General features: G+C 45.9%; 14 protein-coding genes. 5 read left to right on the forward strand and 9 right to left on the reverse strand.

Annotated features, from left to right (window positions below; genetic code table 11):
* Positions 1-187: 187 nt before the first annotated feature.
* Positions 188-769 carry a hypothetical protein gene (locus EGI32_RS19675; protein ID WP_255157375.1) on the forward strand — a complete coding sequence of 194 codons (582 nt, stop codon included), beginning with the start codon at positions 188-190 and terminating at the stop codon, positions 767-769.
* A gap of 143 nt (positions 770-912) precedes the next feature.
* The gene (locus EGI32_RS19680) at positions 913-1,323 is read left to right on the forward strand and encodes a hypothetical protein (protein WP_255157376.1); all 411 of its coding nucleotides are present in this window, start codon (positions 913-915) and stop codon (positions 1,321-1,323) included.
* A gap of 131 nt (positions 1,324-1,454) precedes the next feature.
* Here the strand turns inward: EGI32_RS19680 and EGI32_RS19685 are convergent, their stop codons facing one another.
* Genes EGI32_RS19685 through EGI32_RS19695 form a run of 3 tightly spaced genes read right to left on the reverse strand, consistent with a single transcriptional unit; the run spans position 1,455 to position 3,795 of the window.
* Positions 1,455-2,396 carry a 3-hydroxyacyl-CoA dehydrogenase family protein gene (locus EGI32_RS19685; protein WP_255157377.1) on the reverse strand — a complete coding sequence of 314 codons (942 nt, stop codon included), beginning with the start codon at positions 2,394-2,396 and terminating at the stop codon, positions 1,455-1,457.
* On the reverse strand, positions 2,377-2,580 hold the full coding sequence (locus EGI32_RS19690) for a hypothetical protein (RefSeq protein ID WP_255157378.1): 204 nt from the start codon (positions 2,578-2,580) through the stop codon (positions 2,377-2,379). The genes EGI32_RS19685 and EGI32_RS19690 overlap by 20 nt, the downstream gene beginning before the upstream one ends.
* A gap of 30 nt (positions 2,581-2,610) precedes the next feature.
* A complete protein-coding gene (locus tag EGI32_RS19695; protein ID WP_255157379.1) occupies positions 2,611-3,795 on the reverse strand; it encodes an acyl-CoA dehydrogenase family protein in 1,185 nt (394 codons plus the stop codon).
* A gap of 239 nt (positions 3,796-4,034) precedes the next feature.
* On the opposite strand from EGI32_RS19695, the gene EGI32_RS19700 reads away from it, so the two are divergent.
* From EGI32_RS19700 to EGI32_RS19710, 3 genes are all read left to right on the forward strand, one after another.
* Positions 4,035-4,538 carry a hypothetical protein gene (locus EGI32_RS19700; RefSeq protein ID WP_255157380.1) on the forward strand — a complete coding sequence of 168 codons (504 nt, stop codon included), beginning with the start codon at positions 4,035-4,037 and terminating at the stop codon, positions 4,536-4,538.
* A gap of 522 nt (positions 4,539-5,060) precedes the next feature.
* A complete protein-coding gene (locus EGI32_RS19705; RefSeq protein ID WP_255157381.1) occupies positions 5,061-6,173 on the forward strand; it encodes a serine hydrolase in 1,113 nt (370 codons plus the stop codon).
* 110 nt (positions 6,174-6,283) lie between these two features.
* Positions 6,284-6,904, forward strand: a complete 621-nt coding sequence (locus EGI32_RS19710; RefSeq protein WP_255157382.1) for an SGNH/GDSL hydrolase family protein — start codon at positions 6,284-6,286, stop codon at positions 6,902-6,904.
* Positions 6,905-6,925: 21 nt separating this feature from the next.
* Here the strand turns inward: EGI32_RS19710 and pyrF are convergent, their stop codons facing one another.
* The 6 genes from pyrF to EGI32_RS19740 form a co-directional block, all read right to left on the reverse strand.
* Positions 6,926-7,780, reverse strand: coding sequence for an orotidine-5'-phosphate decarboxylase (gene pyrF, locus EGI32_RS19715; RefSeq protein ID WP_255157383.1), 855 nt, complete (start codon positions 7,778-7,780; stop codon positions 6,926-6,928).
* A 175-nt stretch (positions 7,781-7,955) separates the two neighbouring features.
* Positions 7,956-8,573 carry an FMN-binding negative transcriptional regulator gene (locus tag EGI32_RS19720; protein WP_255157384.1) on the reverse strand — a complete coding sequence of 206 codons (618 nt, stop codon included), beginning with the start codon at positions 8,571-8,573 and terminating at the stop codon, positions 7,956-7,958.
* The gene (locus EGI32_RS19725; RefSeq protein ID WP_255157385.1) at positions 8,566-9,924 is read right to left on the reverse strand and encodes an NAD(P)/FAD-dependent oxidoreductase; all 1,359 of its coding nucleotides are present in this window, start codon (positions 9,922-9,924) and stop codon (positions 8,566-8,568) included. Before EGI32_RS19725 ends, EGI32_RS19720 begins: the two co-directional genes overlap by 8 nt.
* Positions 9,925-9,992: 68 nt before the next feature.
* Positions 9,993-11,291, reverse strand: a complete 1,299-nt coding sequence (gene kynU, locus EGI32_RS19730) for a kynureninase (protein WP_255157386.1) — start codon at positions 11,289-11,291, stop codon at positions 9,993-9,995.
* 44 nt (positions 11,292-11,335) lie between these two features.
* The gene (locus tag EGI32_RS19735) at positions 11,336-11,752 is read right to left on the reverse strand and encodes a RidA family protein (RefSeq protein ID WP_255156687.1); all 417 of its coding nucleotides are present in this window, start codon (positions 11,750-11,752) and stop codon (positions 11,336-11,338) included.
* 112 nt (positions 11,753-11,864) lie between these two features.
* Positions 11,865-13,322: an aldehyde dehydrogenase gene (locus EGI32_RS19740; protein WP_255157387.1), complete on the reverse strand. Its 1,458-nt coding sequence runs from the start codon at positions 13,320-13,322 to the stop codon at positions 11,865-11,867.
* Positions 13,323-13,476 lie beyond the last annotated feature (154 nt).

Below are 13,476 nucleotides of genomic sequence, written 5' to 3' on the forward strand. Positions count from 1 at the left end.
TCCTTTGTGCGTAGAAAAGGCGGCGGGAAAAGGATTTTGAAAAACGGGAATATTAAAAAAACAAAAAATAAAATCGATTGTGCCATCATCGGAAAAAAACAGGCAATGGCACAATTGATTTGAAAATCAAACGTGCCAGAGGCGAAAAAAAATGGAGGTTGGCACAATTGAAAATAAAATCAGGATTATGAATCAAAATAACATGGCAGATCATCTCAACATTCTTTTATTGAAAAATTTCAGAATAAAGTACGGTTTTACGCAGATGGAACTTGCCCGGTATTTTAAAACTACCCGAAGCCAGATCAATATGGCCGAACGGCTGGAGCGGCCATTAAGTGAGGAGGCCGAAACATTGTTCCTTCAGCTGAAGGATCTGCTGGAGCAGGCAGAAGAAAATACGGAAAGCAATAAGACAAATTATATAACAGGGACAAAAATACCTGAAAGCCGTTGGCTCGAATTCGGCGAAGACTGCCGGGGCAGATTGATCACCATGCTCCATCAAAAGCGGAAACTGGAACTGCAACTGCCCGAACTGAAAGAAGAAGCATTGATAGCACAAGGGGCATTGGAAAAATGGCAGAGAATAAAGCCGGTGATAGAGCATGCGGGCATGCAAATTTCCGCGGGTGAAATGACAGAACGGGTTCACCAAAAATTGATAAGCTGCGATGAATTGGTACAACTCACCAATCAATTGCAGATAAAAATACTCAGCGCAGGGGTAGAAGTGCTTCGCCAGTTTCTGGAAGAGCACAGTTTTTAAGATCCACGTATCACGAAGGAGTTCTTAACCAGGTTGCGGCACACAACCCAGGTCAGCATCCGCCCGGTGCCACGGGCAGTATCAAAGAACTTCATCACTATGAAAACAGGTTTTTATTATTTAACAATTTAAAATTTGCAGACATGATTAATTCAATTTCAACGCTGTTAACAATCGCAGACTGCGATACAGCCATTGCAAGAGCAGAAGACAAACGCCTTCAGATAGAGTTTGAACGCTTCGAGCTTAACCAGGATAATAAAAAGGCTTCGATCGACGGCCCTAGTTATGAGAACACCCTGCAGGATACGCAGGATAAAGTGGATGGGCTTACCTTGACTATTGGTAACATGCCCGATGGGCGGGCTAAGACCAGCCTTCAGAACGAACTGAAGAAGTACGAACTGAAACTTACCAACCTGCTCAACAAACAGGGCAACTATGGCCAGCAAAGCATGCTCGATCAACAGCGCGACCACATGAGCCTGGGTACAGCGCTTACCGGAATTGATGAGTTTGTGGCACTGGTACAGGCAAGAAAGGCGGAGCTGTGAGGGAGGAGTGATGAGTTATGAGTGATGAGTGATGAGTGAGGAGTTGGCTCAAAACTGAAATGCAGTTTGTAAAGACGGTAACATCTTTTACGAACTGCATTTCTACTTTCTTATTTTATATTTCTTATTCCTTATTTCCTAAAGCTTTCACTCACCACCAGGTCTTTACTGCCCGGGGTGTGTTTGTAAAATCCTTCCCCCGATTTAACCCCTAATTTCCCGGCCATCACCATATTCACCAGCAACGGACAAGGAGCATATTTCGGATTGCCGAATCCATCGTGTAATACTTTTAAAATGCTATGGCAAACATCCAGCCCAATGAAATCTGCCAATTGCAGAGGTCCCATCGGGTGCGCCATGCCGAGTTTCATGACGGTATCTATTTCTTCCACACCGGCCACACCTTCGTAGAGGCTGTAGATGGCTTCGTTGATCATCGGCATCAGGATGCGGTTGGCGATGAAACCCGGATAATCATTTACCGCACAGGGAACTTTACCCAATTGTTTGCTCAACTCAACGATGGTATCCGTCACTTCTTTTTTGGTAGCATACCCATTAATGATCTCCACCAGCTTCATCACCGGCACGGGGTTCATGAAGTGCATGCCGATCACCAGTTCGGGGCGTTTGGTAGCCGCCGCTATTTTGGTGATGGAAATGGAAGAGGTATTGGTAGCGAGGATGCATCCTTCGGGCGCCACTTCATCCAGCTGTTTGAATATCTTCAGTTTAAGATCGGTATTTTCTGTAGCAGCTTCCACCACCAGCCGGGCATTTTTAACTCCTTCGGCAATATCAGAAGCTGTGCTGATATTATTGAGCGTAGCAGTTTTTTGCTCTTCAGTCAATGTTCCTTTTGCTACCTGCCTGTCTAGATTTTTGCCGATGGTTGACAGCGCTTTTTGCAGTTGATCAGCATTCAGATCAATGAGGGTTACTGAAAATCCACTTTGTGCAAATACATGCGCAATGCCGTTTCCCATGGTGCCTGCGCCTATGACGGCGATAGCCCCCCCGCCCCCCAAGGGGGGAGTTGGAACGTCATTATTATTTGAAGTCAAATCCATTTTTGAAGTTTTTAATTAAATCATAATCTAATAACATAATCTTCTCCATCCATAGCCCCTCCTTTGGAGGGGTTGGGGAGGCCTCTTCTCCATCCATAGCCCCTCCTTTGGAGGGGTTGGGGAGGCCTCTTCTCCATCCATAGCCCCTCCCTGGAGGGGTTGGTGAGGCCATCTCCTCCATCATCAGTTCCCCCTTTAGGGGGCGGAGGGGGTTTTATTTAAACGCATTCAACCCCGTCACATCCATCCCCGTTATCAACAGATGTATATCATGCGTCCCTTCATAAGTGATCACACTTTCCAAATTCATCATGTGGCGCATCACCGGGTATTCGCCGGTAATGCCCATTCCGCCGAGCATCTGTCGTGCATCGCGACAAATATTCGTAGCTACTTCGCAGGCATTTCTTTTGGCCATGCTCACTTGCTGAGGCGTTACTTTTCCTTCGTTCATCAATACACCCAGGCGCCAGTTGAGGAGCTGTGCTTTGGTAATTTCGGTGACCATTTCAGCCAGCTTTTTTTGCTGTAGCTGGAAACCGCCGATCGGCCTGCCAAACTGGATCCTTTCTTTGCTGTATTCCAAAGCGATATGGTAACAATCCATCGCAGCGCCTATTGCGCCCCAGGCTATACCATAACGGGCTTTGGTAAGGCAACCCAACGGCCCTTTCAATCCTTTTACATTCGGTAAGATATTTTCTTTCGGAACTTTCACATTGTCGAATACCAGTTCGCCGGTAGCGCTCGCCCTCAGGCTCCATTTGCCGTGCGTAGTGGGGGTGGTAAAACCTTCCATACCACGTTCTACGATCACACCCTGGATCTCATCATTTTCATTTCTTGCCCATACAACAGCTACCTGTGCAAACGGCGCATTGCTGATCCACATTTTGGCGCCATTCAATATTACATGATCACCGGCATCTTTAATATTGGTAAGCATGCTGCTCGGGTCGCTGCCATGGTTGGGTTCGGTAAGTCCAAAACAACCCAGCCATTCGCCGCTGGCCAGTTTTGGAAGATATTTATTACGCTGCTCTTCATTGCCATATTGGTAGATCGGGAACATCACGAGCGAACCTTGTACACTGGCTGTACTACGTACGCCGCTATCGCCACGTTCCAGCTCCTGCATCATCAATCCGTAAGCGATGTAATCCAGTCCGCCACCGCCATATTGTTCCGGAACAGTAGGGCCGAAACAGCCGAGATCACCCAGTTGTTTTACGATCTGCTGCGGAAATTCTGCCTTCTGTGCATATTCTTCAATGATGGGCGAAATTTCTTTCTTTACATAATTGCGCACACTCTCCCTGATGAGCTTGTGCTCTTCGGTGAGTAACTCATCTACGTTGAAATAATCCGGGCTCTGGAAATTGTCGGTTTTAGCGGCCATAAGAACAAATTGATAATTAATAATTAATAATTAATAATGAACGGCGATCCCGGTCATTAGCAGTGCAGGTTTTCTGCAACCGCAGAGAACATGAGTTAATAGAGTTTACGCTGAGCGTACTCTCTGCGTAAACTCTGCTCCCTCTCGTTATCAGCGGTAGAAGGTATATCTTTATCCGGCAAAGCGGGGCAAATATACTCCCTATTTTCCGGCTGGCTAAATTTTCAACAGTCATTTGTATGCCATTACTCAAAAAGATAAGGATACTGCTTGTTTTTTTCATGATTTCCCTTGCCCTGAGCGGGATCACTGCTTTTCCGGCAGAGTCGGAACTGGCCTGGCTGACCGCTCATCCCGGGCTGGTGCCCGATGGTTTAGAACCATGGCTACAAAGCTGTTACGAAGCGCTGAAAGCCACCAACAGCCAATACCCCATGCTGGCCTATGGGTACGACTGGCTGGCATTTGCCCACCTGGTGATCGCCAGCGCCTTTATTGGCCCGTATAAGGACCCTGTGCGGAATAAATGGGTGATCGATTGGGCAATCATCGCCTGTTTTGCCGTGATCCCGCTGGCATTCATCGCCGGCCCTATACGTCAGATACCCATATTCCATATTTTGATCGACTGCTCATTCGGGATTATCGGATTGATCCCTTTATTTATTTGCCGCAAATGGATCGGGCAACTGGATGGGTTCCCGCAAAGCGGGAAAAGAACGGAACGCAGATATTTAGGATGATGATTATAATTGATCATTGTTCGTTTTACAGATATTGCATAAAGCTGTCAGGTGCAGCCTCGGTACAATCCGCACTGTACTGCGGGATTCCAGCGGACGTGGAGTGTTAAAGATTTTAAACAAAAATTTGCTTTGATATTAAATGAACTTCAGACTATTAAGAAGTTTTTACAAAAGCCAATACTCAACATAATTCATTGCTATCTTTAGGTGGCGATCTGTTATACTCCACGGCCGTAGGGCCGATTGTTTGCGCCGCGACTGCACCCGCTGGTTTGCCCAGAATACCGCTTCGCGATTCAGGGCAATTCCACCTGCGGTGGAACCCCACCGGCTGAGGCCGCTCTGCAAACATTGATAGTTTGTGCGAAGGGAAGTACGGCGTAACGACCTACGGTTATTGGAATTTTATTAAGATCAATTGTTGTGGGCTGTAGTGAGCTTTGAGTCTGGTGATTAGAAAAATACTTGCCAGTTTAAACTTTTATGATTTATTCAGTCTATAGGCAAACTAATTGAAGTATGAAGAACCTATTCTACTTATTGCTACTGCTGGTGGCCGTTTCCTGCAGCAAAAGCGAAACACCTGACCCGGTGCCACCGGTAACACCTCCCGTTACCCCGCCGGTAACACCACCTGTAACCCCCGAAGCGTATTATTATCCCCCGCTCAGCAGCGATGAGTGGACGACCAAAACCGCCGCTTCACTTAACTGGAATGAAACGAAGCTACAGGAAGCATTTGATTATGCCGCTACCAAAGCTACTTACGGGCTGATCGTATTACAAAACGGACGGATCGTAAAGGAACAATATTGGAACGGCTGGACAAAAGATACCCGCTACTATATTGCCAGCGCCGGGAAGAGCGTGGTTGGCTTCGTGGCAGGCATTGCCCAGCAGGAAGGGCTCATCAATATCAACAGCAAAACCTCCGCTTACCTGGGTACCGGCTGGACTTCTTTGCCGTTGGCGAAAGAGAATCTTATTACGGTAAAAAATCAGCTCAGCATGACCACCGGGCTGGACGATGGGGTAGCGGATGTGGATTGCACCGATCCGGCCTGCCTGGTGTATAAAGCCGACGCCGGTACCCGATGGGCTTACCATAATGCGCCCTATCACCTGGTGCAAAAGCTGATAGGCATTGCGGCAGGTCAGACGTTTAATGCCTATTGCAAGGCAAAACTGTTTGACAAGATCGGCATGCCGGGCGCCTTTTGGCTGAATTATATCATGTACTGCACTACCCGTGAAGCCGCCCGCTTTGGCTCGCTGATACTCGAAAAAGGAAAGTGGAACGGAACAACATTATTGAGCGATACGGACTACTACAACGCCATGGTGAATACTTCGCAGGATTACAATAAATCGTACGGTTATCTCTGGTGGCTCAATGGCAAAGCATCTTTCATGCTGCCGCAATCGCAGGTGGTATTTCCAACCGCCCTCAATACCAGCGCACCGGCAGATATGTTTATGGCATTGGGAAAAGATGACAAGAAGATATACATAGTTCCCAGCCTGAATGTAGTGGTAGTGCGGCTCGGCGATGATGCCGGGAGTTCAGTAGCGGGGCCTTCGAGTTTTGATACGGAGCTGTGGGGGAAGTTGAAGCTGGCGATGAACTATTGATAATGGATAATTGTAAAATGGATAATGGATAATGTTTTCCCTTTGTCATAACTTTCCATTGCGGACGATATTCCAATCGAAAACATTATCCATTATAACATTATCCATTAATGAATTATACTTATTCCTATCTCGCCCTCGGCGATAGTTACACGATCGGTGAAGCTGTTTTGCCGGCAGAAAATTTTTCTTATCAAACCGTGCAAATGCTACGGCAGCAGGGATATGCCTTTTCGGCGCCGGAGATCATCGCCAAAACAGGCTGGACTACCGATGAACTTTCTGCAGCAATTACGCAGCATACGTTCCTCGAAAAATATGATGTCGTTTCGTTGCTCATTGGTGTAAACAATCAATACCGTGGCAGAAGCGTGGAAGAATTTGAAAAAGAATTTACCGGTTTGCTTCAGCAGGCGATCGGCTTCGCGGGAAATGATGCAGCCCATGTTTTTGTATTGAGCATTCCTGATTGGGGAGTCACGCCATTTGCCAAAGACAGGGATCAACAAAAGATCGCGGAAGAGATCGACCAATACAACGCAGTGTGTAAAGCTGTTTCAGCAAACTATCATGTAACGTTCATTGATATCACCACAGCGCAAAGGGCAGATTCAAACGAAGAAGGAATGGTAGCCGGAGATGGGTTGCATCCGGGCAAAAAGGAGTATTTTAAATGGGCAGAAAAACTAAACAGGGCAGTAATGGATAATGTTATAATGGATAATGAATAATACACTCTCTTCGAATGAACATTATCCATTATCCATTATAACATTATCCATTAAATAGCTTTCCATTTCAGTTTTATACTGCAACGCGATCTCTCTCGCTTCTTCTGCAAAATTTTCTCCGCCCCCGGCGAAAATGATCGCACGGCTGGCATTTACCAACAGCCCGGCATCCTTGTTCAGCGCATGTTTGCTGATGTCTTCCAGGCTGCCGCCCTGGAAACCAACGCCCGGTACCAGCAGGAAATGCTCGGGAATGATATGGCGGATATTTTCAAATTCAGTGGCCTGCGTAGCGCCTACCACAAACATCAGGTTGTTGGGTGTTCCCCAGGAAGAAATGGTTTTGAGTACATGTTCATACAGAAATTCAGAACGCAGGTGTTCATTACCGTTATCCGATACCAGTTTCAGCATTTCAAAATCTGCAGCGCCCTTGTTGCTGGTCAATCCCAGCACAATCGCCCATTTGTTGTCATATTCGAGGAACGGCCGGATGCTGTCTTCCCCCATATATGGCGCTACCGTTACCGCATCAAAATCCATCGTTTCAAAAAAGGCTTTGGCATACTGCGAAGAAGTGTTGCCGATGTCTGCACGCTTGGCATCAGCGATGGTGAAATGTGTTTCCGGAATGTAGGCCACAGTTTCTTCCATTGCCTGCCAGCCTTTGCTGCCAAGGGCTTCATAAAAAGCGGTATTTATTTTATAGGAAACACAAAGGTCTTTGGTGGCATCAATGATGGCTTTATTGAATTCCACCACGGCACCTGGTCTGCCCTGCAAATGTTTGGGGAGTTTGGTGATATCGGTATCGAGGCCAACACAGAGGTAGGATTTTTTTTCTTTGATATGCTGTATGAGTGTATTGCGGTGCATTTGTGTTTTTTTGCTGCTGCAAAAGTAATAGTTTTTATGTACGGTCAGCCTGAGCTTGTCGAAGGCGGGCTCAGGTGTTCTGGTTTGCCTTCGACCCTTCACTTCCTCAGGGTAAACTAAGCTCAGGCTGACAGAAGTAAGAATTTAGACTATAGGGATATTAAATTTTGAAATGTTATTTAGTGAATAGTTTTTTCATCTCTCCGGCAATATAAGCATCGCCGCCGATATTTCTTTCTTCCAGATGAGAAATGATCTTGGCTCTGTCTTCCTCATTCCTGTTCTGGCTAAGCTTGAAAACATTTTCCATCGATACCACTTCTATCCTGAATCCTATGATAGCTTTGAGCATCGCATCGGTATATTCCTTCGGAATATTGTTGAAAGATGCCGCACTGTCGGTGCCGATATGTTTGTCAGTGATACTTTTGATCGCTTCATAAGTACCGGCATCATCCGTGAATTTTATTTTTCCTTTGGCATGTACTGCAATATAATTCACAGTGCTGGCAACGGCCTTACTGCCATACCAGTTTGCATCAATGTAGGCGTGTGGGCTATGGAAAACCACCAATACATTTTCGTTTTTTTCAAAAGCGAAATGATGGCTTGTCTTTTTCATCAAATGGCCGGTGAAAAAAAGTTTACCGGCCTCTTCAATAATATCAAGCGGAAGATGGGAACTCACAGGATATTCGCCATCCGAGCCGGTTACCAACGCAAACGAGTTTTCTTTGATGAACGATAAAACCTTTTCCTGGTCATTTTCTGTGTAGTAAGGTAATTTATACACGACTATTTTCTTTTAATAAATGAAGCATAAGATTTTCCACTTCGGTACTGTTCCATTTCTCCGCGATGTTGTCTGTCTGCATTACTTTATCCATGATCTGTTGCTGCGCATTGCCTTTGCGTAAAGCTTCGCTGTAGCGGATCTGCGGGCTGAATGTAACAAGGCTATAAGCCGGTGTCCATTTGTCGGGATATTTGCTGCTGAAATTCGCCTCTATTTTTTTCTGCAATAAAAATGTTGCGTCGCCTACTTTGTCCCGCATTTCTACGAAGTTGGCCAGTGCGAGATCAGCAATTGCATCCGCATCGGGCTTGCGCAATTCCTGGTATTCGTTTAAAATTTTCTGCCAGTCTTCTTTGTGTTTGTCGATGAGTTCATTCAATACCGAACAGTCTTCAAATCCACAATTCATGCCTTGTCCGAAGAAAGGAACGATGGCGTGCGCCGCGTCGCCGATGAGCGCAAACTGATCATTGCGGATCCAGGGAAAACATTTTACCGTAATGAGCGATGAAGTTGGATTGTTGAAAAAATCATCTACCAATGTAGGCATCAGTTTTTTTGCATCAGGAAACGTGTTTTCAAAAAAATCGTTGATCTTTTCTTTTGTGGTCAGTGAGGCGAATGAAGGCTCACCTTCAAAAGGAAAGAATAACGTGCAGGTGAAGCTGCCATTCATATTCGGTAAGGCTATCAGCATATAATTGCCGCGGGGCCAGATGTGCAGCGCATTTTTTTCTATGCTGAAACTTCCATTCTCATTGGCTGGTATGGTGAGTTCTTTATAACCAAAATCGATGAAGTGTTGCTGGTATTGAAACCTGTCGTGCTGCAATTGGTGTGTAAGCCTGGAGGCCGCGTAGGCGCCATCGCTGCCGAAGATAAGATCGGCCTTTACGGTGCTGGTAATTTCATCGAGGCCATTTACAAAATGCGCTTCGTTGTTTTCCCAATCGATAAATTCACATTTTTCATTGAAAAATATTTTTACATCATTTTCTTCGGCGAGGTCCATCAGCAAACTATTGAGTTCGCCGCGGGATACCGCATTGATGTATTGCCCGTCTTTTCCATAAGCCTGGTAAGCGCTGCTGCCATCGGCGAAATGCAGTTGCCTTCCATGCATCGGGATCGAGATCTTCCTGATCTCATCCATGATGCCCACTTCCTCCAAAGCCTTGATGCCACGATCACTCAAAGCGAGATTGATGGAGCGGCCCGCGGCCACTTTTTCAATACGCATATCTGCCCTGCGTTCGTAGATGGTGATCTTGTATCCTCTTTTGGAAAGATAGATGGATAACAGTGAGCCTACAAGGCCTGCGCCGATGATAACAACTTCTTTTTGCATACTATATCTTTTAGATAGTACTGTCAGCCTGAGCTTGTCGAAGGCATGTTGCATCGCCTTCGACAAGCTCAGGCTGACAGGGTGAGATTAATTTTCAAAAAATGATTGGATCGTTTCGCCAAATCTGTTGACACATCTTCAAAGCTATTGTAAAGAGGAACAGGCGCCACTCTTATTACATTGGGCTCACGCCAGTCGGCGAGTACGCCGTGTTTTTTCAATGCTTCAAAAATTCTTTTTCCATCTTTCAACATCAGCATGCTTACCTGGCAACCGCGTTCATTCTCATTAGCCGGTGTTATTACCTCGATCAGTTTCTCCGGCGAATCTTCGTTGATCTCGTTGAGGATGAACATGAGGTAACTGCTCAATGCTTTTCCTTTTGCCCGCAGCCTTGCCATACCCGCTTCTTCAAAAATATCGAGTGATGCTTTGTGGGCAGCCATGCTCAATACCGGTGCATTGCTGAGTTGCCAACCTTCCGCAGTAGGGATGGCTTCAAAGCCTTTATGCATTTCAAAGCGACTGTCTTTTTTATAACCCCACCAGCCGGCAAACCGCGGCAGCGAAGGATTGGTAGCATGACGTTCGTGGATATAAACGCCTGAAACACCACCGGGGCCTGAATTGAGGTATTTGTAGCTGCACCAGCACGCGAAATCGACCTCCCACTCATGCAGTTGAAGTTCAACATTTCCTGCGGCATGCGCCAGGTCGAAACCAGCTGCTACACCGGCTTTATGGGCAGCTTCGGTAATCGTTTTAAGATCGAAAAATTGGCCGGTATAATAATTTACCCCGCCAAATAATACCAGCGCAAGGCTCTCTTTATGTGCTTCAATGGCCGATAAAATATCTTCCGTGCGGATGTTGTATTCGCCTTGCCTGGGGGCGATCTCTATCACTGCATCTTCATAATTAAATCCATGCAATGTTACCTGGCTTTCGAGTGCGTACTGATCGGATGGAAAAGCTTTAGCCTCGCAAATGATCTTGTATTTCTGTTTGGTAGGTCGGTAAAAAGTCACCATCAGCAAATGTAAATTCACCGTGAGCTGGTTCATGGCGACCACTTCATGCGGCAATGCCCCTACAATATCCGCCAGCTGCCCGGAAAATTTTTCATGATAGGGCATCCAGGGATTGCGTGCGTGAAAATGGCCTTCCACACCATAATTCGCCCAATCTTCCAGTTCGTTGAGGATATGATCCTGCGTGGTCTTAGGCTGCAGGCCAAGAGAATTTCCGGTAAAATAAATTGATTCCTTCCCATTTACCAACGGGATATAAAATTTATCGCGAAAGCTTTTCAGTTCGTCTTTGTCATCGAGATGCTTTGCGAAGTCTAAGTTGTTTTCAAATTTCATTTGTTGGAACGCAGATTATTATGATGGTTATGGGTTGTTATGATTTAATCAATAAGGGCAATCACTTTTAATTCGATACAGATTGGAGTAGGAAGACTTTTCACTTCCACTGTTGTGCGGCAGGCTTCCACACCGGAAAAATATTCGCCATAAATTTTATTATAAACAGGAAAATCTTTTTTCATATTGGTGAGAAAAACGGTGACATCGATGATCTTGTCCCAACTGCTTCCACTGGCTTCCAGCACGGCTTTCACGTTGGCGAATACGGAATGGCATTCGGCTTCGATATCGTATTTTAAAATATTTCCTTCTGCATCCTGTTCCAATCCCGGGATTTTATTGTCACTTGCCTGGCGGCTGCCGATGCCTGAGAGGAACAATAAATTTCCTGCACGGCGTGCGTGTGGGTAGGCGCCCAGTGGCTTTGCGGCATTTTCGGTTTTGATGATTTCGTTCATTCGTTATTTTTTTTCTACCGCAGAGAACAAGAGTAAATAGAGTTTGCGCAGAGATTACCCGAGAAGATCACTCTGCGAAAACTCTGCCCACTCTCGTTCTCTGCGGTAGAGATTAAAATTCCACACAAATATTCTTCGCCTCCGTAAAAAACTTCATCGCTTCCCAGCCACCTTCCCTTCCTACACCACTATTTTTTACTCCACCGAAAGGCGTGCGCAGGTCGCGTTGCAGCCAGCAGTTGACCCACACAATACCTGCTTCTATTTTGGATGCAACGATATTTGCCTTGCTGATATCCTGCGTCCAAATGGTGGAGGCAAGTCCGTAAGAAGTGGCATTTGCCAATTGCAATGCTTCTTCAATGGTAGTGAATAGTTGCAGTGTAACAACAGGGCCGAATATCTCTTCCGTATTGGTTTTGCAATCCGGTCCAAGGCCTTCGATGATGGTTGGCTCGATGAAATATCCATTGGCGCATCGTCCCTGTAGTTGTACAGCATTTCCACCAGCCAGTATAGTCCCGCCTTCTTCTTTTGCGAGAGCAATACAATTCATGATCTTATCAAAATGTACTTTGCTTACGATCGCACCTTGCTGACTGCTATCTTCCAGCGGATCGCCGATGGTCAATGATCTTGTTCTTTGTATGAATTCCGTTTTGAATTTTTCGTACACCGATGCTTCGATCAATATCCTGCTGCCGCAAAGGCATATCTGTCCCTGGTTGCTGAACGACGAACGCATGGTTGTTTCCATCATTTTTTCCCAGTTGCAATCAGCGAAAATAATGTTGGGGTTTTTGCCCCCGAGTTCAAGTGATAATTTTTTAAACATGGGCGCAGCAATGCGGGCTATCTGTTCACCCGCCCTGGTGCTGCCTGTAAATGAAATGGCTTTTATGCCCGGATGTTTTACAATAGCTTCCCCGCAGGATGGGCCATCGCCATGCAGGATGTTTAATACACCCGCCGGTAATCCTGCTTCGGCACATATTTTTCCTAAAAGAAAAGCCGTCACCGGTGTTATTTCCGAAGGCTTCGCAATTACACAATTGCCTGCAGCCAGCGCCGGTGCTATCTTCCAGGTGAATAAGTATAATGGGAGATTCCAGGGGGAAATGCAGCCGACTACCCCCACTGGCTGGCGTAAGGTATAATTGATGGCGGTATTTTCCATCGCGTGGCTTTCGGAAGAAAAATGCAGGGCGCCTGTGGCAAAAAAACGGAAGTTGGCTGCAGCCCGGTAGATATCTACTTTTTTGCTGAGCCAGAGCGGTTTTCCCTGGTCGTTTGTTTCCGCAAGGGCGAAAGTTTCCGCATGCTCATCGATCAGTTCGGCGATGCGGTTCAGTACAATGAATTTTTTTTCTGCAGGGGTATTGCTCCATTCTTCCAATGCCTTCTGTGCGGCATTTACTGCGAGCTGCACATCTTGTTCATTGCTATTGGGGATCTGTCCGTACACCTCCGCGGTAGCAGGATTGATATTGTTGATGAATTGCCCGCTTAAAGGGCCTATAAAATTGCCCCCGATGAGATTTTCTAGATGAAATGGAATAGCAAGATTCATGGGGCGAAGGTAGTTATAATGGATAATTGTTTAATGGATAATGGATAATGTTTTCGGATAATAGTACCTTCAAAAATAGTAAAGACCTGCGGGTTGAAAACATTATCCATTATCCCGTTATCCATTATCCATTTAATATTATCTTACGTATCTA

The organism is Ferruginibacter sp. HRS2-29, from assembly GCF_024343615.1.
GTDB lineage: Bacteria > Bacteroidota > Bacteroidia > Chitinophagales > Chitinophagaceae > Ferruginibacter.